Source organism: Variovorax sp. P1_H2 (genome assembly GCF_056405295.1).
Genome location: NZ_JBFUCJ010000090.1, coordinates 12,278 through 31,406, shown reverse-complemented (window position 1 = coordinate 31,406; position 19,129 = coordinate 12,278). Strand labels below are relative to the sequence as shown.

The 19,129-nt window shown below is 69.6% G+C and carries 19 protein-coding genes; 10 read left to right on the top strand and 9 right to left on the bottom strand.

What is annotated here, in order from left to right:
* Nucleotides 1-88: 88 nt before the first annotated feature.
* Entirely contained in the window at nucleotides 89-1,708 is a 1,620-nt protein-coding gene (nadB, locus tag AC1D2E_RS25480) for an L-aspartate oxidase (protein ID WP_478199982.1), read from the bottom strand.
* Nucleotides 1,709-1,833: 125 nt separating this feature from the next.
* On the opposite strand from nadB, the gene nadC reads away from it, so the two are divergent.
* The 3 genes from nadC to AC1D2E_RS25465 all read left to right on the top strand — a co-directional run bounded on the left by nadC (nucleotide 1,834) and on the right by AC1D2E_RS25465 (nucleotide 4,297).
* Nucleotides 1,834-2,709: a carboxylating nicotinate-nucleotide diphosphorylase gene (gene nadC, locus AC1D2E_RS25475; RefSeq protein WP_478199981.1), complete on the top strand. Its 876-nt coding sequence runs from the start codon at nucleotides 1,834-1,836 to the stop codon at nucleotides 2,707-2,709.
* A gap of 15 nt (nucleotides 2,710-2,724) precedes the next feature.
* Nucleotides 2,725-3,849 carry a quinolinate synthase NadA gene (gene nadA, locus AC1D2E_RS25470; RefSeq protein ID WP_478199983.1) on the top strand — a complete coding sequence of 375 codons (1,125 nt, stop codon included), beginning with the start codon at nucleotides 2,725-2,727 and terminating at the stop codon, nucleotides 3,847-3,849.
* A gap of 235 nt (nucleotides 3,850-4,084) precedes the next feature.
* Nucleotides 4,085-4,297: a hypothetical protein gene (locus AC1D2E_RS25465; RefSeq protein WP_478199980.1), complete on the top strand. Its 213-nt coding sequence runs from the start codon at nucleotides 4,085-4,087 to the stop codon at nucleotides 4,295-4,297.
* 92 nt (nucleotides 4,298-4,389) lie between these two features.
* Here the strand turns inward: AC1D2E_RS25465 and AC1D2E_RS25460 are convergent, their stop codons facing one another.
* From AC1D2E_RS25460 to AC1D2E_RS25450, 3 genes are all read right to left on the bottom strand, one after another.
* Nucleotides 4,390-6,627 (bottom strand): NADP-dependent isocitrate dehydrogenase, encoded by a 2,238-nt coding sequence (locus AC1D2E_RS25460; protein ID WP_478199979.1) that lies wholly within the window; start codon nucleotides 6,625-6,627, stop codon nucleotides 4,390-4,392.
* 186 nt (nucleotides 6,628-6,813) lie between these two features.
* Nucleotides 6,814-7,077: a hypothetical protein gene (locus AC1D2E_RS25455; RefSeq protein WP_478172907.1), complete on the bottom strand. Its 264-nt coding sequence runs from the start codon at nucleotides 7,075-7,077 to the stop codon at nucleotides 6,814-6,816.
* A gap of 54 nt (nucleotides 7,078-7,131) precedes the next feature.
* On the bottom strand, nucleotides 7,132-7,977 hold the full coding sequence (locus AC1D2E_RS25450) for a hypothetical protein (RefSeq protein WP_478199978.1): 846 nt from the start codon (nucleotides 7,975-7,977) through the stop codon (nucleotides 7,132-7,134).
* Between the two features lie 202 nt (nucleotides 7,978-8,179).
* Here AC1D2E_RS25450 and AC1D2E_RS25445 point away from each other — a divergent pair, with 202 nt between their 5' ends.
* On the top strand, nucleotides 8,180-8,488 hold the full coding sequence (locus tag AC1D2E_RS25445) for a DUF4124 domain-containing protein (protein ID WP_478199977.1): 309 nt from the start codon (nucleotides 8,180-8,182) through the stop codon (nucleotides 8,486-8,488).
* 33 nt (nucleotides 8,489-8,521) lie between these two features.
* Here the strand turns inward: AC1D2E_RS25445 and AC1D2E_RS25440 are convergent, their stop codons facing one another.
* From AC1D2E_RS25440 to AC1D2E_RS25420, 5 genes are all read right to left on the bottom strand, one after another.
* Entirely contained in the window at nucleotides 8,522-9,136 is a 615-nt protein-coding gene (locus AC1D2E_RS25440) for a PqiC family protein (protein ID WP_478199976.1), read from the bottom strand.
* Nucleotides 9,136-10,119, bottom strand: a complete 984-nt coding sequence (locus AC1D2E_RS25435) for an MlaD family protein (protein ID WP_478199975.1) — start codon at nucleotides 10,117-10,119, stop codon at nucleotides 9,136-9,138. The genes AC1D2E_RS25440 and AC1D2E_RS25435 overlap by 1 nt, the downstream gene beginning before the upstream one ends.
* Entirely contained in the window at nucleotides 10,116-10,898 is a 783-nt protein-coding gene (locus AC1D2E_RS25430; protein ID WP_478199974.1) for an ABC transporter ATP-binding protein, read from the bottom strand. The genes AC1D2E_RS25435 and AC1D2E_RS25430 overlap by 4 nt, the downstream gene beginning before the upstream one ends.
* A 219-nt stretch (nucleotides 10,899-11,117) precedes the next feature.
* Nucleotides 11,118-11,927 (bottom strand): MlaE family ABC transporter permease, encoded by an 810-nt coding sequence (locus AC1D2E_RS25425; protein WP_478199973.1) that lies wholly within the window; start codon nucleotides 11,925-11,927, stop codon nucleotides 11,118-11,120.
* Between the two features lie 102 nt (nucleotides 11,928-12,029).
* Nucleotides 12,030-12,221, bottom strand: coding sequence for a short-chain dehydrogenase (locus AC1D2E_RS25420; protein ID WP_478199972.1), 192 nt, complete (start codon nucleotides 12,219-12,221; stop codon nucleotides 12,030-12,032).
* Between the two features lie 228 nt (nucleotides 12,222-12,449).
* Between AC1D2E_RS25420 and AC1D2E_RS25415 the strand changes: the two genes are divergently transcribed.
* The 6 genes from AC1D2E_RS25415 (at nucleotide 12,450) to AC1D2E_RS25390 (ending at nucleotide 19,108) form a co-directional block, all read left to right on the top strand.
* Nucleotides 12,450-13,346, top strand: a complete 897-nt coding sequence (locus tag AC1D2E_RS25415; protein WP_478199971.1) for a branched-chain amino acid ABC transporter permease — start codon at nucleotides 12,450-12,452, stop codon at nucleotides 13,344-13,346.
* Nucleotides 13,343-14,419, top strand: a complete 1,077-nt coding sequence (locus AC1D2E_RS25410; protein WP_478199970.1) for a branched-chain amino acid ABC transporter permease — start codon at nucleotides 13,343-13,345, stop codon at nucleotides 14,417-14,419. Before AC1D2E_RS25415 ends, AC1D2E_RS25410 begins: the two co-directional genes overlap by 4 nt.
* Nucleotides 14,419-15,177: an ABC transporter ATP-binding protein gene (locus AC1D2E_RS25405; protein WP_478199969.1), complete on the top strand. Its 759-nt coding sequence runs from the start codon at nucleotides 14,419-14,421 to the stop codon at nucleotides 15,175-15,177. Before AC1D2E_RS25410 ends, AC1D2E_RS25405 begins: the two co-directional genes overlap by 1 nt.
* Nucleotides 15,178-15,402: 225 nt before the next feature.
* Nucleotides 15,403-16,179 (top strand): ABC transporter ATP-binding protein, encoded by a 777-nt coding sequence (locus AC1D2E_RS25400; protein WP_478199968.1) that lies wholly within the window; start codon nucleotides 15,403-15,405, stop codon nucleotides 16,177-16,179.
* A 41-nt stretch (nucleotides 16,180-16,220) separates the two neighbouring features.
* The gene (locus AC1D2E_RS25395; RefSeq protein WP_478199967.1) at nucleotides 16,221-17,414 is read left to right on the top strand and encodes an ABC transporter substrate-binding protein; all 1,194 of its coding nucleotides are present in this window, start codon (nucleotides 16,221-16,223) and stop codon (nucleotides 17,412-17,414) included.
* The gene (locus AC1D2E_RS25390; protein ID WP_478199966.1) at nucleotides 17,411-19,108 is read left to right on the top strand and encodes an AMP-dependent synthetase/ligase; all 1,698 of its coding nucleotides are present in this window, start codon (nucleotides 17,411-17,413) and stop codon (nucleotides 19,106-19,108) included. Before AC1D2E_RS25395 ends, AC1D2E_RS25390 begins: the two co-directional genes overlap by 4 nt.
* Nucleotides 19,109-19,129 lie beyond the last annotated feature (21 nt).

Genomic DNA, 19,129 nt, shown 5'->3' with positions numbered 1-19,129 from the left:
CGGTGACGGCGACACGGTGGATCTTGGACTTGAGCAGGGTGCGGAACATGGTGTGAAGCTCCTTCTTTGTGCGAGAAAAGGGAAGGTGTCAGCCGGCCGGCGGCACGAGGATGGTCGGTGCCGCGGGCGCGGCGAGCGCCGGATAGTCGCGGCTGAAGTGCAGCCCGCGGCTTTCGCGCCGCGCCTGGGCCGAGCGCACGATCAGCTCGGCCACCTGCACCAGGTTGCGCAGCTCGAGCAGGTCGCGGGTGACGTGGAAGTGGCCGTAGAACTCCTGCACCTCGCCCTGCAGCAGCGCGATGCGGTGCGCCGCCCGCTCGAGCCGCTTGTTGGTGCGCACGATGCCCACGTAGTCCCACATGAAGCGCCGCAGCTCGTCCCAGTTGTGCGAGATGACCACGGTCTCGTCGGCGTCGGTGACGCGGCTGTCGTCCCAGGCGGGCAGCTCGGCGCGCGGGCGCTGCGGCGCTTCGGCGATCGCCTGCGCGGCGGCGCGCGCGAACACCATGCACTCGACCAGAGAATTGCTGGCCAGCCGGTTGGCGCCGTGCAGCCCGGTGCAGGCGGTCTCGCCGATGGCGTGGAGGCCGGGCACGTCGGTGCGGCCCGCGAGGTCGGTGAGCACGCCGCCGCAGGTGTAGTGCGCGGCCGGCACCACCGGGATCGGTTCGCGCGTGATGTCGATGCCGAGCTCGGCGCAGCGCGCCAGGATGTTCGGGAAGTGTTCCTGCAGGAAGGCCGGGCTCTGGTGCGAGATGTCGAGGTGCACGCAGTCGAGGCCGTGCTTCTTCATCTCGAAGTCGATGGCGCGCGCCACGATGTCGCGCGGCGCGAGTTCGGCGCGCTCGTCGTGCCCGGGCATGAAACGGGTGCCGTCCGGGAGCAAGAGCCGCCCGCCTTCGCCGCGCACCGCCTCGCTGATCAGGAAGGACTTGGCATCGGGGTGGTACAGGCAGGTCGGATGGAACTGGATGAACTCCATGTTCGCCACGCGGCAGCCCGCGCGCCAGGCCGCCGCGATGCCGTCGCCGGTGGCCGTGTCGGGGTTGCTCGTGTAGAGGTAGACCTTGCCGGCGCCGCCGGTGGCCAGCACGGTGTGCGGCGCACCAAAGGTCAGCACCTCGTCGGTGGCCTCGTCGAGTGCATGGAGGCCGAGGCAGGCGTTGTCGGCCAGCCCGAGCTTGCGGCCGGTGATCAGGTCGACCAGCGTGTGCTGCTCGAACAGCGTGATGTTCGGCGTGCGCCGCACCTGCTCGATCAGCGTGCGCTGGACCGCGGCGCCGGTGGCGTCGGCCGCGTGCACGATGCGGCGCTGGCTGTGGCCGCCTTCGCGCGTCAGGTGCAGCGCGCCGTCCTCGAGCGAGAAGGGCACGCCGAGATCGCGCAGCCAGGCGATGGCTTCGGGCGCATGCTCGACCACGAAGCGCGTGGCGGCCAGGTCGCAGAGCCCGGCGCCGGCGACCAGCGTGTCGTCGACGTGCGACTGCACGCTGTCGCCTTCGGCGAGCACCGCGGCGATGCCGCCCTGCGCCCACTGGCTGGCACCGTCGAGCAGGGCGCGCTTGGTGATGATGGCCACGCGATGCGTGGGCGCCAGGTGCAATGCGGTGCTCAATCCGGCCAGGCCGCTGCCGACGATGAGCACGTCGAATTCATGAGAAATCACAGGTCGTCGCTCTTGGTTCGGTTCACAAACGGGGCGAACCATAACCGACTCTTGCGCTACGCCTGCGTGCATTTTGCGAGCCGACCCTGCACCGGCATCGCTGTGGCATCGCTGCTACGATCGCGCCCATTCGCTGCATGTGCGTGGCCTCGCGACCGATGATGATGATGGACAGTACCCTCGATTTTTCCTCCGCCGAATGGGCCGCCGTGGTGCGCGCTGATGCGCTGCGGGCCCTCGATGAAGATGTTGGCGGCGGCGATCTCACCGCCTCGCTGATTGCCTCCGATCGCCGCGCCTCCGCGCGGGTCCTCGCCCGCGAGCCCGCCGTGCTGTGCGGCGCGCCCTGGGTCGAGGCGGTCGTCCGCCACCTGGATCCCGACGCACGGATCGTGTGGCATGTCGCGGAAGGCGCCCGCTGCGCGGCCGACCAGACCGTGCTCGAGATCTCCGGCGCTGCCCGGGCGCTGCTCACGGCCGAGCGCACCGCGCTCAACTTCCTGCAACTGCTGAGCGCGGTGGCGACCAAGACCGCGGCCCACGTCGATGCCGTGCGCGGCACGCGGGCGCAGATCGTCGACACCCGCAAGACCCTGCCCGGCCTGCGCCTGGCGCAGAAGTACGCGGTGCGCATCGGCGGCGGCGTCAACCACCGCATCGGCCTCTACGACGCGGTGCTGATCAAGGAGAACCACATCGTCGCAGCCGGCGGCGTCAGCGCGGCCTTGCGCGCCGCGGCCGAGGTCGCGAGCCGGGCGAAGTTCGTGCAGATCGAGGTCGAGACCCTGGCACAACTCGACGAGGCGCTGGCCAACGGCGCCCGCATGCTGCTGCTGGACAACATGGACCTGCCGACGCTGCGCGAGGCGGTGCGCCGCAACGACGCGGCCGGCGCTGCCCGTGCCATGCTGGAGATCTCGGGCGGCGTGACGCTCGATGCCTTGCGCGCGCTGGCCGAGACCGGGGTCGACCGTATCTCCATCGGCGCCCTGACCAAGGACGTCAAGGCGATCGATTTCTCGATGCGGTTCCAGGAGGCCTGAACCATGACACTGGCCATGACGCTTCCGGTGATCGATGTCGACTACGAGCAGCCGCTCGCCGCCGCAGACGGCAGCACGGCCTGCGACACCCGCCATGCCTGGGCCCGTGTGCCTGCCGAGCCGGGCCCGGCGGAGCGCGAGGCGCTGAAGGCGCGCATCCGCCGCCTGCTGCGCGAGCGCAATGCGGTGATGGTGTCGCACTACTACGTGCATCCCGACCTGCAGGACCTGGCCGAGGAGACCGGCGGCATGGTCAGCGATTCGCTCGAGATGGCGCGCTTCGGCCGCGACCATGCGGCGCGCACGCTGGTCGTCTCGGGCGTGCGCTTCATGGGCGAGACCGCCAAGATCCTGTCGCCCGAGAAGCGGGTGCTGATGCCCGACCTCGACGCCACCTGTTCGCTCGACCTTGGCTGTCCGGCGGACGAATTCGAGCGCTTCTGCGCCCAGCACCCCGACCGCACGGTCGTGGTGTACGCCAACACCAGCGCCGCCGTGAAGGCGCGGGCCGACTGGCTGGTCACCTCGAGCTGCGCGCTGGACGTGGTGCGGGCGCTGACCGCGCAGGGCAAGAAGATCCTGTGGGCGCCCGACCGGCATCTGGGCGACTACATCCGTCGCGAGACCGGTGCCGACATGGTGAGCTGGGGCGGCGCCTGCATCGTGCACGACGAGTTCAAGGCGCTCGAGCTCGAGCTGCTGAAGAAGGAGCATCCGGCGGCCCGCGTGCTGGTGCATCCCGAGGCCCCGGCCGACGTCATCGCGCTGGCCGATGCGGTCGGTTCGACCTCGGCCATCCTGAGCGCGGCGCAGCGCATGGAGGCGCGCGAGTTCATCGTCGCCACCGACAGCGGCATGCTGCACAAGCTGCGCGCGCTGAATCCGGGCAAGACCTTCATCGAGGCGCCCACCGCCGGCAACGCGGCGACGTGCAAGAGTTGCGCGCACTGCCCGTGGATGGCGATGAACGGCCTGGCCGGCCTTGCGCAGGTGCTGGAGACGGGCGCGGGCGAGGTGCACGTCGAGCCGGCGCTCGGGCGCCGCGCGCGCGTGCCGATCGACCGCATGCTGGCCTTCACGGCAGCGCTCAGGGGCGGGCGGCCGGTCGAGCACCTGGTGGCGGGCATCGGCGCGGCCTGATCAAGCACCGCCGCAGGCGCCCGGTATCCTGGGTCGCCTGCGGGGGAGCGCGGGCGGGGCCGCCGAGCGACCGCGCCGCGATGAGGTGACAGCGCTTGCACCGTAGCGCTGCGTTGCAGGCCGGACATCGCCCGTTTTGGGGATGACACAACAATTTGCAGATTGTTGTGTACTTAAGTTTTGATTTCGTTCACTATTGCGGTCCATGAGGCAATTGCCGGCTTAGAGCAACCCAATGGACTCTCCACTCCCCGCAGACAACGCAGCGTTCCAACGGTGGACCGAGGTCACCGATGCCTTTGTCAGGGAGTTCAACCGCTTTCAGGCCGGCGACACGGCCGCGCTGGCCGAGGTCCGGCGGCTGTCCGGAGAGTTGCAGCGCATGGGGCGTGCGCTGGGGCTCGAGATGCCGGTCGTCGCGGCCCGTCCACCCTTGTTCTCGAAGTAGCACCGCAGCGCCATGCAAAAGGCCCGCCGAAGCGGGCCCGGATGCGGGTCGCCGACGACCCTCGAGGTCGCCGGCAACGGGCCAGGGGATGCTCAGGCGCCCACTGCGTCCAGCGCCGCGTTGAAGGTGGCGCTCGGCCGCATCACGGCCTCGGTCTTCTTCGGATCGGGCATGTAGTAGCCGCCGATGTCGGCCGGGTGGCCCTGCACCGCCTTGAGTTCCTGCACGATCTTCTGCTCGTTCTCCGACAGCGACTTGGCCAGCGGCGCGAAGTGCGCTTGCAGCGCCTTGTCCTCGGTCTGCGCAGCCAGGGCCTGGGCCCAGTACAGCGCCAGGTAGAAGTGGCTGCCGCGGTTGTCGAGTTCGCCGGTCTTGGTCGACGGGCCCTTGTTGTTGTCGAGCAGCATGCCGGTGGCGGTGTCGAGCGTCTCGGCCAGGATCTTGGCCTTCTTGCTGCCGGTCTTCTGGCCCAGGTCCTCGAGCGACACGGCCAGCGCCAGGAATTCGCCGAGCGAGTCCCAGCGCAGGTGGTTCTCTTCGACCAGCTGCTTGACGTGCTTCGGTGCCGAGCCGCCGGCGCCGGTCTCGAACATCGCGCCGCCGGCCATCAGCGGCACGATCGACAGCATCTTGGCGCTGGTGCCGAGTTCCATGATCGGGAACAGGTCGGTCAGGTAGTCGCGCAGGATGTTGCCGGTGACCGAGATGGTGTCCTTGCCGCGGATCACGCGCTCGAGCGTGTAGCGCATGGCGCGCACCTGCGACATGATCTGGATGTCGAGGCCCTTGGTGTCGTAGTCCTTCAAGCAGGTGTGGACCTTCTTGATGAGTTCGGCCTCGTGCGGGCGGTACTCGTCGAGCCAGAACACGGCCGGCATGCCCGACAGGCGCGCGCGGTTCACGGCCAGCTTGACCCAGTCGCGGATCGCGGCATCCTTGACCTGGCACATGCGCCAGATGTCGCCGGTCTCGACGTTCTGCTCGAGCAGCACCTCGCCGGTCGCGATGTCGACGATGCGGGCCACGCCATCTTCGGGGACCTCGAAGGTCTTGTCGTGCGAGCCGTATTCCTCGGCCTTCTGCGCCATCAGGCCGACGTTGGGCACGGTGCCCATGGTCACGGGGTCGAAGGCGCCGTTGGTCTTGCAGAAGTTGATCATCTCCTGGTAGATGCGGGCGAAGGTGCTCTCGGGCATCACGGCCTTGGTGTCCTTCGGACGGCCGTCCGGGCCCCACATCTTGCCGCCCAGGCGGATCATCGCGGGCATCGAGGCGTCGACGATCACGTCGTTGGGCGCGTGCAGGTTGGTGATGCCCTTGGCCGAGTCGACCATCGCCAGCTCGGGGCGGTGTTCGTGGCAGGCGTGCAGGTCCTTGATGATCTGGTCGCGCTGCGAGGTCGGCAGGTCGGCGATCTTGTCGTAGACGCTCGACAGGCCGTTGTTGACGTTGACGCCCAGTTCGTCGAACAGCTTGCCGTGCTTGGCGAAGGCGTCCTTGTAGAAGACCTTCACGGCGTGGCCGAAGACGATCGGGTGCGAGACCTTCATCATGGTCGCCTTGACGTGCAGCGAGAACATCACGCCGGTCTCGCGGGCGTCTTCCATCTCGTCTTCATAGAACTTGAGCAGCGCCTTCTTGCTCATGAACATGCTGTCGATGATCTCGCCCTCGAGCAGCGCGACCTTCTTCTTCAGCACGATCGTCTGGCCGCTCTGGGTGACCAGGTCCATCTGCACGTCGCGGGCCTTGGTGAGCGTCATGCTCTTCTCGCCGGCATAGAAGTCGCCGCCGTGCATGTGCGAGACGTGGGTGCGCGAGGCCGGGCTCCACTTGCTCATCGAATGCGGGTTCTTGCGCGCGTTGCGCTTCACCGCGGCAGGGGCGCGGCGGTCGGAGTTGCCTTCGCGCAGCACCGGGTTGACCGCGCTGCCCAGGGCCTTGGAGTAGCGCGCGAGCAGCGCCTTCTGTTCGTCGGTCCTGGGGTCTTCGGGGTAGTCCGGGATCTTGTAGCCGCGCGCCTGCAGCTCCTTGATGGCCGCCACCAATTGGGGCACCGAGGCACTGATGTTGGGCAGCTTGATGATGTTGGTTTCGGGCAGCTGGGTCAGGCGGCCGAGTTCGGCCAGGTTGTCGGGCACCTGCTGCTCGGGGGTCAGGAACTCGGGGAACTCGGCCAGGACACGGGCTGCCACCGAGATGTCGCTGGTGGCGACGTCGATCCCCGCCGGCGCGGCGAACGCCTGAATGACGGGCAGCAGCGAAGCCGTGGCCAGCAGCGGCGCCTCGTCGGTGAGGGTGTAGATGATCTTGGATTGAGCGTTAGCCATTGTGTGACCTCTGGTGCTTGGCGGATGTGCGGGTTGCCCGCGGCGGGCAGGGCCGCGGGCAGTCGTTTTTGACGCGCGTAAGTCTACTTGAGGGGTGTTTCGCCTCGTGGTAGACGGGTCGGGAGGCCGGGGGCGAGCGCGTGCGCCGTGTCGCTGCACGGATCGTGCCGGTGCCGCCGGCCGGGATCAACTGCTGAACTGGATGCCCTGCGTCGAGTTCTGGCACCTGTTCTGGCTGGTGCTGCAGCTTTGCAGTGCCTTGTTCAGGCGCGGGCGGCAGTTCTTCTCGGAGGCGTTCTTGCAGAACTGGTAGTCGGCCCTGGCCGTCTGCTTGCAGGTGCTGTACTGGAGTTCGCAGGGCGTCTGGCTGCCGCCATCGCCCTGGGCCGAGGCGAGGCCCGACAGGACGGCGAGGATCCAGGCGGCGGAGAGGGGCGCGAGCTTGCTCATGACGAGGCCTTCCTCGGGAGTGGGGAGCGCATCTTAGACCGGTCGCGCCTGCCCTCAGCCCATCAGGCTCGGATTGCGGCGCGCCTCGTCGATCCGACGCTGGCGGATGGCCTCGCGGCATTGCCCGAACTGCGCGACCTTCGGATCTGCGCAGCGGCTGTTGATGCAGATCGCACGGGCAAAGAAGTTGCTGTTGCTGCAGGCCGCCAGCGGATTGGGTTCCAGGCGCGTCGCCGACTGTGTCGCGGCCTTCCTCGGTCTCGACGCGGCAGGGCCCTCGGCAGGCGCAGGCCCGGGTGCGAAGGTCTCGGCATGGTCGTCCTTCTCGGCCGGTGAAGCCGCCGCGCGTGTCGACGAAACGAACACCTCGCTCGGCCCTAGGCCCAGTTCGGCGGGCGCGATGCGCGCCGGGATCGCCACGCGCGGCGCCGGCCGCGGCATGGGCGCCTGCGAAGCAGGCAGGGCGACCAGCGCGGCGGGCTGCCGGGCGGGCGGCGTTCGCCATGCGGTCCAGGCCGCAAAGGCGGAAAACAGCAGCAGCGGCGGCAGCAGCGCCAACTGCATGACGTTGCGCAGGGAGCGTGCCTCGGAGAATCCGGGTTCGCTGCCGGCCGGCGCGGCCGGCGCGGCCGCCTCGGTCGCTTCGGTCGCTTCGGTCGGCTCGGGTGTCGCGGGGGCGGCCTCGGCCTCATCGCTCGGAGGCAGTGCGCCGCCACAAGTCCGGCAACGCGCATCGCTCAGGTGGTTCACGCTCTGGCAGAACTCGCAGGTTGCGAACTGGGCCTTCTTGCTTCGAATCAGCATCTCCACGACGTCTCCCACCTGCACGAAGGCGACAGCCCGCTGGGGGGCCGGCCAGCTGGCCGTCTCGAGGATCGCGCGCGTACGGAAGGGGTTCATGTCTTCTGGGCTCAGCAAGGAGACCATTTGTCGTACATCGAATCAGGGTCGAGTGTAAGACGCCGCCGCGAATCTTCGCTAGCGTTTTGTCGGCCCTGTGCGCAGTGGGAGTTTTTTCACACTCCGCTGCCTATCTTGTGACAAGTTGCTTCACGAGTGCTGTGGCGGCCCCTACGATCGGCTCACACATCGAAAGCGACCCATGCAACTCCCGGTCTCGCGTCTGTCCCGAACGATCGCCTTGTTGAGCCTCTGCGCTGCCAGCGCCATGGCTTCTGCCGAAATCCATCGCTGCAAGGATGAGCGTGGCCAGACCGTGCTGTCCGACCGGCCGTGCGGCTCGGCATTCTCGGGTCAGCCGCTGCAGTCGAACACGCTGGGCAGCGCCGCCGACCGGCTCGCCGCGCCGCAGATGCAGGGCCCGCGCACGCGGGAGGGCAGCGGGCAGTACGACTTCATACCGGCCAGTCGGTCGAGCGAACGCCATGCGGAGAAGCAGGCGCTGAAGTAGCCGCTGAAGCAGGGCCCTGAATTCGCCCCGCGGTCAGGGCAAGGCCGCGACCGCCGTTGCGGCCTCGGCGGCGATGCGGCGCAGCAGCTGCGTCAATGTCTTGGCCTGCGACTGCGGCGTGTCGGCATCGCCCGCGATGTCGACGCTGAACTCCGCGCCGTGCAGCAGCCGTGGAACGCGCTCGGTGCTCCACAGCGTGATGCGCACGGTGGCCTTCAAGCGCCGCTCGCTGCGCACGTAGTCCATCCGGCTCAGTGCCACCTGCAGCGAAGCGGCCGGCGACTGCTCCGCGCAGTTGGCCTCGCAGAGGCGCCAGCCGGGCAGGCGCTCGCGCAGCGCGGCCGTGAACTCTCGCGCCACGCCGATCTCGATGCGCTCGGCCCAGAAGGTGTCGGGCCATTCGCCCAGCGTGCTGGCTTCGGCCCGGTAGCGCACGCGGCGCGCGACCAGGTATTCCGGTATCTCGGGCCGGCTCAGCGCCAGCACGCGGACGCTGGCCGGTGGCGCGGACAGCGGGGCGGACGGTGCCGCGACGGCCGGTGGCAGTGTCAGCAGCACGGGCGCCGGCCCCGAGGCGCAGGCCGAAAGCATCACGGCCAGCGCGGCGCGCAGCGGCCAGGCCGCCCATCGGTTCAGTGCAGTCGTCATCAACGTGAGTTCCCGAAGAAGATGGCGTTGGGCCGTTCCTCGAGCTGCTCGCTCAAGGAGCGCAGGCTGCGCGCCGCCTGTGAAAGATCCTTGATCGCGGCCTCGAGGTCGCCGCGCAGCGGCGCGCCGGGCGAGGCCACGTCGGCCAGCCGTTCCATCGCCAGCTTGGCGGTCTCCGAGGCCTGGCGGGCGCCCACCAGGGTGCGTTCCAGCTCGGGCTGGGCCGCGAGCACCGTCTGGCGCGAGCTGTCGGCCAGCTGCGTGATCGATCGCAGCGTCGCGTCGGCGCTGCCCTGCACCTGCCGGATGGCTTCGGTCGCGGCCACCAGCGTCTTGCGCGACTCGGCACCGGTGAGCTGCAGCTCCTTGCCGGCGCCGACGAGAACGCCCTGGGCGCCGTCCAGCGTCTTCTGTACCGACTCCATCGTGGTGCGCAGATCCTTGATGGCCTCCCGCATGTCGGCCACCGTGTCGCGCAGGGGCAGGTTGGCCACCTGGTCGATCAGGGCTTCGAAGCGGTCGGCCACGGCCGGGATCTCGGGCGCGCCGGGACCGCCGACAAGGATGTCCGGCGTGTTCGGCAGGAAGTCGAGCTCGATCAGCTTCTGCCCGGTCACCACGCTCTGCATGGCCAGGCGCGCACGCAGTCCCCGCCGCACGAGGTCCGGCAAGTCGGGGATTGGGTCGCCGGGGCCCGCGGTGACACGCAGCGACGAGGGTTGCAGCCGCAGCGTGACCGGAATCGTGGTCTTGAGCGAACGGGCGTCCATCTGGATGCCGATCTCGGTCACCTGGCCGACCGTGACGCCGCGGAAGGTCACGGGCGCGCCGACCGACAGGCCGCTCACGTTGCCTTCATAGAACACGCGGGCCTTCTGATGCTTGGTGAACAGGTCGTTGCCGCCGAGCCAGAGGATGGCCGCGATGGCGATGGCGAAGGCGGCGACGACGAAGCCGCCGATCAGCAGGGCGTTGCGTTTCATGGGGAGGCCTCGGCAGTGGCGGCAGGTGCGATCGCGGGCGGCACCTCCCGATGGAGAAAGGCATGCACCGTCGGGTGCACGTGCTGCTGGGCGAGCTCGCGCGGGCAGCCATGGGCGATCGGCCGCTTGCTGTCGGCGTCGAGGAAGAGGCCGTCGTCGGCGATCGCGAACAGGCTTGGCAGCTCGTGGCTGACGAAGACCACCGCCGCGCCGGTGCGATGCCGGATGTCGAGGATCAGGTCGTCGAGCCGGCGCGAGCTGATCGGGTCGAGGCCGGCCGAGGGTTCGTCGAGGAACAGCAGCGGCGRCTCGGCGGCGATGGCGCGGGCCAGGCCGGCGCGCTTCTTCATGCCGCCGCTCAGCGACGACGGATAGAAGTCCGCGAACTCGCCCAGCTCGACCCATTCGAGCACTTCGCGGGCCTTGGCGTCGCGCTGCTTCGCGTCGAGCCGGGTCTGGCGCGTGAGCGGCAGGCAGACGTTCTCGAGCACGGTCATCGACGACCACAGCGCGGCGCTCTGGAACAGCATGCCGAAGCGCGAACGCAGCGCGCTGCGCTGCGCGTCGTCGCTGGCCCAGAAATCGATGCCGTCGTAGGTCACGGTGCCGCCCGCCGGCGGCAGCAGGCCCACCAGGTGCTTGAGCAGCGTACTCTTGCCGCAGCCGCTGCCGCCCATGACGGCGAAGATGCAGCCCTTGTCGACCTTCAGCGACACGTCCTCCTGGATCAGGCGATCGCCGAAGCGCATCACGAGCTGATCTACCGCGAGCAGGCTCATTTCAATTTTCCACCGCGCTGCCGGGTGACCCGCGTCGCATGAATCCGGCGCAGTCCGATACCAGGGATACCGCGGAACCGGCTTTGCCGGGCCGCTGGTATCGCCCCCTTGAGGGGCTGAGATCCGCGGCTCCGAGCCTGCCTGCGCAGGCTTGGACGGATCCGAAGAGCCGCTGCCTCTGGCAGCGACTCGGGGCGCCGCAGGCGCATCGGGGGTGCTTCATATATCCAGCGCGTTGGCGCACAGGGCGAAGATGGCGTCGAGCACGATGATGCCGACGATGCTGGTCACCACGGCGCCGGTGGTCGCGACGCCGACGCCGGCCGCGTTGCGCTTGGCATGGAGGCCGTAGTAGCAGCCGACCATGCCGACCAGGGCGCCGAAAGTCAGCGACTTGCCGATGCCCAGGCCCAGGTGGGTCCAGGTGAGGGACTCGGCGGTGCGCTGCATGTAGGCGGTGGCCGAGACGTCGAGCATGGCGGCCGACACGATCATGCCGCCCAGCAGGCCGGCCACGCAGGCGAAGATGTAGAGCAGCGGCATCATCAACAGCAGCGAGGCCACCCGCGGCAAGACCAGGAAGTCGATGGCGGTCAGGCCCAGCACCTCGAGCGCATCGACCTCCTCGTTGGCCTGCATCGTCGCGATCTCGGCCGCGAAGGCGGCGCCGGTGCGCCCGGCGATGACCACCGCCGTGATGATGGCCGCCATCTCGCGCGCCACCGCGATGGCCACCAGGTCGGCGACGAAGATGCCGGCGCCGAACTTGGCCAGTTGCACCGCGCCGACGAACGCCAGGATCGCGCCGACCAGCAGGTTCACGACCCCCACGATGGTCACCGCCCGCGCGCTGCAGTCGGCCAGGACGCGGCCGAGGTCTTCGCGGCGGAAGGTCCAGCGGCCACCCAGCGCGGCGGCGGCCGACAGCAGCACCTCGCCCAGGAAGCTCAAGGGCCGCTCGAGCGGGCCGGCGACCGAGCGCAGCAGGGCGCCGAGCGGCTGGCGTTGGGGAAGGGAGGGCGGGGGCATGCGACGGACAGTGGTTTGTCCGTCGATGGTAGCGAATGACTCGCGGGCGATGGCGGAAACCAGTCCCGCAGGCCCTCGCGGGCGAGGCTCAGGCGGAACCGGCTACCACTCGCCGACTTCGCGCAGGCGCTGGTCGGGATCCAGCTGATCGAGGCGCTCGCGGGCCTGCAGCGCCTGGCGCCGATCGGTTCCGACCAGCTTGCCCAGCTTGCGCGAGAGCGCTTCGGCAATGGTACGCCGCGCCGTGGGCTTCGGTGTGCGGCCGGCGCGGATCGAGCGGATGCGGCTGTTCATGGTGCCTCCCTTGGGTGGGCCTTGATCATCATGAATAACGGTGTCGGCTTGATGAAGGAATACCGCGTCGACGCAACTTCGGGCGCCGGATCGTGCAAATCGCACATTCGCCCGGGCTGGCTCCTGTGCCGGGCGGGCCGGGCGGACCTGGGAATAACCACTAGAGACTGAAGGCGCTGCATGTCCTTATAGTCTGCCGATCGTTTAGTTAACGATCGTTAGGAAACAATGGGTGCATTCGATTCCGCCTCGCTGGCGCAAGCGGTCCAGCTCGGCCTCCAGGGCATTTCCACCGGCGCGATCTACAGCCTGGTCGCCCTCGGCCTGGTGCTGGGCTACAAGGCCACCGAAGTCCTCAACTTCGCGCATGGCGACGTGCTCATGCTGTCGTCGTTCGCGGCCTGGTACTTCATCGTCGAAGCCGGCCTGCCGTTCTGGCTGGCGCTGCCGCTGGTGGTGGTGCTGGGTGCGGCCCTGTGCTGGCTGCTGGAAGCCAAGGTGATGCGCGCCATCGTCGGCCAGCCGCAGTTCGCGGGCGTGATGCTGACCATCGGCATCGGCTTCATGATCCGCGGCGGCACCAGCATGGTGTTCGGGCCCGATTCGCGCAGCTATCCGACGCCCTGGACCGACCGCACCACCCGGATCGCCGGCGCCGTGGTGGCCGACCTCAACCTCGTGATCATCGCGGCCGCGCTGGGGGTGACGGCGCTGCTCTTCGTCTTCCTGCAGCGCACGGCGCTGGGCGTGGCGATCCAGGCGTCGTCGCAGAACCAGCTCGCTTCGCACTTGTGCGGGGTGCGGGTCAAGCGGCTCAACTCGCTGGTCTGGGCCATCTCGGGGGCCATCGCGGCGCTCTGCGGCGTCCTGCTGGCGCCGATCTCGCTGGTCGACCTGGGCCTCTGGTTCGTGATGCTCAAGGCGCTCGCGGCGCTGGTGCTCGGGGGCTTCGGCAGCGTGCCCGGGGCGATCCTCGGCGGCCTGCTGATCGGGCTGATCGAGCAGTTCTCGGGCGTCTACCTGCCCGACGGCTTCAAGGACGTCATGCCCTACCTGGTGCTGATCGTCGTGCTGGTCTTCTTCCCCCGCGGACTGATCGGCGAAGCGCATGGGAGGCGCGTATGAGCAGCGAGAACTACGAGACCCGCTACGCCGAAGGCCGCGCGCTGCTGCGCACGCGCCGGCAGCGCCTGCTGTACGGCGCCCTCGCCATCGTGCTGGTGGCTGCGCCCTTCGCGCTGCCGACCTTCTACGTCGGCGAGGCCTCCTTCATCTTCATCATGTGCATCGCCAGCCTCGGGCTCATGACGCTGACCGGCTTCACCGGCCAGGTATCGCTCGGCCAGGCGGCCTTCCTGAGCATCGGCGCTTACACCCATGCCCAGCTGCTGACGCTCGGCCTGCCGCTGCCCCTGTCGCTGCTCGCCGCCGGTGCCGCGGCCGGAATGGCGGGCTTGCTGGTGGGCCTGCCCGCGATCCGCGTCTCGGGCCTGCACCTGGCGGTCGTGACGCTGGCCTTCGCGATCGTCACCGAGCATGTGGTGGGGCGCTGGACATCCGTCACCGGCGGCCACAGCGGCCTCGCGGTGCCCGACCCGGCGCTGTTCGGCCTCAGCCTGGGTGCCCCGCGGCCCTTCTACTTCCTGTGCCTGGCGCTGCTCGGGCTGGTGCTGTGGCTGTTGCTCAACCTGATGCGCTCTGCCACCGGACGCGCCTTCGTCGGCGTGCGCGACTCCGAGGCCGCGGCGCAGGGCCTGGGCATCCACGTGGCGCGCACCAAGGTGCTGGCCTTCGTGATCTCGGCCAGCGTGTCGGGCGTGGCCGGCGCGCTGCTCGCGCACCAGACGCAGTTCATCACGCCCGAGGGCTTCGGCCTCGCGCTCTCGCTGCAGCTGGTGCTGATGGTCTTCATCGGCGGCATGGGCAGCCTGCGCGGCGCGATCTTCGGGGCGCTGCTGATCGGCATGCTGCCATCGCTGATCTCGCTGATGAAGCCGCTGCTGCCGGCGCGCATCGGCAGCCAGTTCGGGCTCGAACTCTTCGTCTACGGCGCGGTACTGGTGTTCTTCGTGCTGCTCGAGCCGCGCGGCATCAACGGGCGCTGGGTCCGGATCCGCGCCGCGCTCGACGAATTCCCGCTGCGCCAACGGGCGAGCTTCCGGCGCCAGAAGGCCTACATGCGATCGGAGCGTGCCTGATGGCMTTCTTCGAAGTCGATCGCCTGAGCCTGTCCTTCGGCGGCGTGCGCGCGGTGCGCGATGTCAGCTTCGAGGTCGCCCAGGGCGAGGTGTTCGCCATCATCGGCCCCAACGGCGCCGGCAAGACCTCGGTCTTCAACCTGATCACGCGCGTATTCGATGCCAGCAGCGGGTCGGTGCGGCTGCTGGGCCGCGAGATCACCAAGGTCGCGCGGCACGACGTGGTGCGGCACGGCATCGCGCGCACCTTCCAGAACATCGAGCTGTTCGAAGGCGCGACCGTGCTCGACAACCTGATGCTGGGCCGCCACTCGGCGCCGCACGGGAGCCTGCTCGCACAGCTGCTCGACCTGCCGGTGGTGCGGCGCGCCGAGAACGCCACGCGCGAGGGGGTCGAAGACGTGATCGCGCTGCTCGATCTGGCGCCCTACCGCATGAGCCTGGTCGCCGGGCTGCCGTATGGCATCCGCAAGATCGTCGAGCTCGGCCGCGCGCTGGTGGCGGGGCCCCGGCTGCTGCTGCTCGACGAGCCGGCCTCCGGCCTCAACCCCGAGGAGACCCACGAGCTCGCGCACTGGATCCGCGACATCCGCGACGCCCTCGGCATCACGGTGGTCATGGTCGAGCACGACATGTCGCTGGTCTCGGCGGTGGCCGACCGCGTGCTGGTGATGGAGCAGGGGCAGCGGCTCGCACTGGGCACGCCGGCCGAAGTGCAGTCCGATCCGCGCGTGATCGCGGCCTACCTGGGAGCATAGGATGAAACACCCCCGTAGCGCCTTCGGCGCCTCGAGTCGCTGCCAGAGGCAGCGGCTCTTCGGTTCCGTCCAAGCCTGCGCAGGCAGGCTCGGAGCCGCGGACCTCAGCCCCTCGAGGGGGCGATACCGGCGGCCCGGCAAAGCCGGTTCCGCGGTATCCCTGGCATTTGGCTGCGCCGGTTTCATGCGTCGCGGGTCCCGCGATCACGTGGTGGAGCACTAGACATGACTGCGCTACTGAGCGTGCGCAACATCGAGACCTGCTACGGCCCGGTCAACGCCCTCCGCGGCGTCAGCCTGGAGGTCGAGGCCGGCCGCATCGTCTGCGTGCTGGGGGCCAACGGGGCCGGCAAGACCACCTTGTTGAACACCATCGCCGGCGTGATCGATCCGGCCAAGGGCAGCATCGAGTTCGAGGGCCGGCGCATCGACGGCCGCGATGCCGACGAAGTGGCGCGTGCCGGCGTGGTGCTGGTGCCCGAGGGCCGCCAGGTCTTCACTTTCCTGAGCGTGATGGAGAACCTGCGCATGGGCGCCTTCGCGCGCCGTCGCGACGCCGAGGTGGCGCGCGACATCGAGCGCGTGTTCGAGTGGTTCCCGCGCCTGAAGGAGCGCCGCTCCCAGGCGGCCGGCCTGCTGTCGGGCGGCGAGCAGCAGATGGTGGCGATCGGCCGCGCCTTCATGGGCCGGCCGCGCCTGCTGCTGCTCGACGAGCCCTCGCTCGGACTGTCGCCGCTGTTCACCAAGGAGATCTTCGCGATCGTGCAGCGCATCCGCAGCGAGACGAACACCGCGGTGCTGGTGGTCGAGCAGAACGCCGCGATTGCGCTGGCCACGGCCGACGACGGCTACATCGTCGAGCTCGGCCGCATCGTGGCGGCCGACAGCTGCGCCAGGCTGCGCGAGCGCGACGACGTGCGCGACTTCTATCTCGGCGGCGCCGCCGGCCATGCGGTGGCGGGCGCCGTGCGGCCCCAGCGCCGACGCGCCAGCTGGCGCTAGCCAGCCCTGCCTCTCATCCCCTTCACTTCAGGAGACATCCCATGAGCCTTCGCCGTCGTACCCTGCTGAGTTCCGGCCTGGCCGGCCTCGCACCCGCCTTCCTCACCGCGCCCGCGCGCGCCGCGGACGTCGGCAGCAGCGAGATCGTGCTCGGCACCCACCTCGACCTGTCGGGACCGGCCGCCATCACGATGCCGCCGATCCGCAACGGCCTGCAGATGCGCGTCGACGAGGCCAACGAGGCCGGCGGCATCCATGGCCGCAAGCTGCGCTTCGTGATCGAGGACAACGGCAGCCAGCCGCCGCAGGCGGTGCGCGCGGTCGACAAGCTGATCCGGCGCGACGAGGTGTTCGCGATGCTGTGTCCGTTCGGCTCCGGCCCGGGCGTGGCGACGGTCAAGAAGACGGTCGATGCGGGCGTGATCTGCTTCGCGCCCTACGGCGCCGCGGCGCTGATCCGCAAGGCCTCGGGCGACTCGCCGCTGCTGTTCACGACCAACCTGCACTACGACACGACCACCGCGGCCGGCCTCAAGTGGACGATCGCCAAGCTCGGCAGCAAGAAGGTGGGCTTCATCTACCAGGAGGGGCCGTTCGGCGACCTGGTCGGCAAGGGCGTCAGGGAGGCGCTGGCGGCCAAGGGCATGAAGCTGGCGGCCGAAGCCGGCTACAAGGTCGGAGACATCGATTTCTCGTCGCAGGTGGCGCGCATGAAGGCGGCGGGCGTCGACCTGATCGTCGGCGCCACCACCACGCGCGAAACCATCGCGGTGTCGGCCGAGGTGAAGAAGCTCGGCTGGACCGGCGTCAACGTGCTGACCGCGAGCCCGGGCCGCGCCGGCACCACGGTGAGCATCGGCAAGGCCTCGGTCGAGGGCCTCTACGGCGTCGGCGGCTGGCGCATCACGCCGGCGGCCGAGCAGGACGCCGCGCTCAAGCGCTGGTCGGACAGCTACCGCAAGCGCTTCAACATGGAGCCCGACGACGTCGCGCTGATCTTCTACGACTATGCGTCCTGGTTCCTGCAGGGCGTCGAGGCCACCGGCAGGGAGCTGACGACCGACAGGCTCGTGAAGACGCTGCAGGCGTCGAGCTTCAAGGGCCAGTCCTCCTACGACACGCAGCGCTTCAAGGACAACCACGTCGATCCCGAGTGGTGCCGCGTCGAGCAGGTGGTCAACGGCCAGTGGACGCCGCGCTCGGAGATCATCGATCCGGCCAAGAGCAGCCTGTGAGCGCCGCGCTCACGCTGCCGCAGGCCTGGCTGGCGCGCTGCCATGCGCAGCCGGCGCGGGTCGCGATGCGGCACAAGCGGCGCGGCATCTGGCGGCCGGTCGCTTGGGGCGAGTTCTTTGCCGCGGCGCGGGCCATCGGGCTGGCGCTCGACCGCCTCGGCCTGGCGCCCGGCGAGGTCGTGACCGTGGTCTCGGAGAGCCGGCCCGAGTGGCTCTTCGTCGACATGGCCGCGCAGGCCATGGGCTTCGTGAGCCACGCGGTGTATCCGACCTGTTCGGCGCGGCGCATCGGCCGCCATCTGGCCTTGGCCGGCACGCGCGTCGTGTTCGTCGAGGACACCGGGCAGGCGGCCAAGCTGCTGGCCTCGGCCGAGCGGCTGCCGCGGCTGGCGCGCGTGGTGGTCTTCGAGGAGCGCGGACTGCGCGAAATCGACGATCCGCGCGTGATCGGCCTCGGCGCGTTCGTGGCGGCGAATGACGCGTCGGCCCATTCGCTGTTCGAACAGCGCATTGCGGCCGGGCAGGGCAGCGACATCGGCTTTCTCGCCGGCACTGCCGGCAGCACCGGCGCGCCGCGCATCGCCGCCGTCACGCAGGCGACGGCGCTGCGGCAGGCGGCCGAGATACGGGCGAGCCTCGGCGTGAAGGACGGCGATCGCATCCTCTGCTTCGTATCGCCGGCCAATGCGGCCGAGCGCCTGTTCGCGGCCGTGCTGCCGGTGCTGGGCGACTGCCTGGTGCATTTTCCGGAGAGCCCGGCCACTGTGGCCAATGACCTGCGTGAAGTCGAGCCGCACTGGGTGCATGCACCCCCGCGCTTCTGGGAGAAGTTGCAGGCGCGCGCCGAGAGTGCGGCGCTTCGGAGCGCGCCCGGTGCGCGGCGGCTCTACCGCCGCAGCGTCGACGGGACGGCCGCGGGCTGGCTGCAGCGTGCGGCCCGACGGCAGGTGCGTCGCTCGCTCGGGCTGGCCCGTGTGCGGCAGGTCTTCAGCGGCGGGGCAGCTGCGTCGGCTTCGCTCGCGCAGTGGTACCAGGGCATCGGCGTGCCGATGGTCGACCTGTATGAAAGCGCCGAGACCAGTGGCCCCTGCCTGCTGCTGCCGTCCACGGCCCGTATCGCCCAGGACGGGGAACTGCAGCTCAAGCCGGCGGCGCTGATGGCGGGCTACTGGCGCGAAGGCGCGCTGCAGCCTGCGGCGCTCACGCACGATGGCTGGCTGCACACCGGCGACCTCGCGGTCAAGGATGCGGCGGGTGAGGTGCGGGTGGTGGGGCGGCTGTCGGAATCCTTCACCACGGCCTTGGGCACGCAGGTCGCGCCAGGCGCGATGGAGGCCGCGCTCCAGGCCAGTGCCTTCATCGCCGGTGCCATGCTGGTCGGTGCGCAGCGCGGTCATTGCGCCTGCCTGGTGTCGCTCGAAGAGGAGAGCGTGCTGTCCTATGCGCAGAGCCAGGGCATCCCGTTCACCGACTATTCCAATCTCCTGCTGCGGCCCGAGGTCCACGCGCTGGTGCAGGCCGAGATCGACCGGCTCAATGCCTCGCTCGCCGAGGGCCATCGGATCCGGCGCTTCGGCCTGCTGCCGCGCGCGCTGTCGGCCCACGACGAGGAGATGACGCCGGCACTCCGCATCCAGCGCCGCATGGCCGAGCGCAGCTTCTCCGCGCAGATCGAGGCGCTCTACGGCGCCTGACGGAAAGAGGCCCGGATCCCG

Excerpts from the sequence above, each read along its gene's own strand:
- nadB (WP_478199982.1), bottom strand. The coding sequence starts at position 1,708 with ATGGTTCGCCCCGTTTGTGAACCGAACCAAGAGCGACGACCTGTGATT.
- nadC (WP_478199981.1), top strand. The coding sequence starts at position 1,834 with ATGGACAGTACCCTCGATTTTTCCTCCGCCGAATGGGCCGCCGTGGTG.
- nadA (WP_478199983.1), top strand. The coding sequence starts at position 2,725 with ATGACGCTTCCGGTGATCGATGTCGACTACGAGCAGCCGCTCGCCGCC.
- AC1D2E_RS25465 (WP_478199980.1), top strand. The coding sequence starts at position 4,085 with ATGGACTCTCCACTCCCCGCAGACAACGCAGCGTTCCAACGGTGGACC.
- AC1D2E_RS25460 (WP_478199979.1), bottom strand. The coding sequence starts at position 6,627 with ATGGCTAACGCTCAATCCAAGATCATCTACACCCTCACCGACGAGGCG.
- AC1D2E_RS25455 (WP_478172907.1), bottom strand. The coding sequence starts at position 7,077 with ATGAGCAAGCTCGCGCCCCTCTCCGCCGCCTGGATCCTCGCCGTCCTG.
- AC1D2E_RS25450 (WP_478199978.1), bottom strand. The coding sequence starts at position 7,977 with ATGAACCCCTTCCGTACGCGCGCGATCCTCGAGACGGCCAGCTGGCCG.
- AC1D2E_RS25445 (WP_478199977.1), top strand. The coding sequence starts at position 8,180 with ATGCAACTCCCGGTCTCGCGTCTGTCCCGAACGATCGCCTTGTTGAGC.
- AC1D2E_RS25440 (WP_478199976.1), bottom strand. The coding sequence starts at position 9,136 with ATGACGACTGCACTGAACCGATGGGCGGCCTGGCCGCTGCGCGCCGCG.
- AC1D2E_RS25435 (WP_478199975.1), bottom strand. The coding sequence starts at position 10,119 with ATGAAACGCAACGCCCTGCTGATCGGCGGCTTCGTCGTCGCCGCCTTC.
- AC1D2E_RS25425 (WP_478199973.1), bottom strand. The coding sequence starts at position 11,927 with ATGCCCCCGCCCTCCCTTCCCCAACGCCAGCCGCTCGGCGCCCTGCTG.
- AC1D2E_RS25420 (WP_478199972.1), bottom strand. The coding sequence starts at position 12,221 with ATGAACAGCCGCATCCGCTCGATCCGCGCCGGCCGCACACCGAAGCCC.
- AC1D2E_RS25415 (WP_478199971.1), top strand. The coding sequence starts at position 12,450 with ATGGGTGCATTCGATTCCGCCTCGCTGGCGCAAGCGGTCCAGCTCGGC.
- AC1D2E_RS25410 (WP_478199970.1), top strand. The coding sequence starts at position 13,343 with ATGAGCAGCGAGAACTACGAGACCCGCTACGCCGAAGGCCGCGCGCTG.
- AC1D2E_RS25400 (WP_478199968.1), top strand. The coding sequence starts at position 15,403 with ATGACTGCGCTACTGAGCGTGCGCAACATCGAGACCTGCTACGGCCCG.
- AC1D2E_RS25395 (WP_478199967.1), top strand. The coding sequence starts at position 16,221 with ATGAGCCTTCGCCGTCGTACCCTGCTGAGTTCCGGCCTGGCCGGCCTC.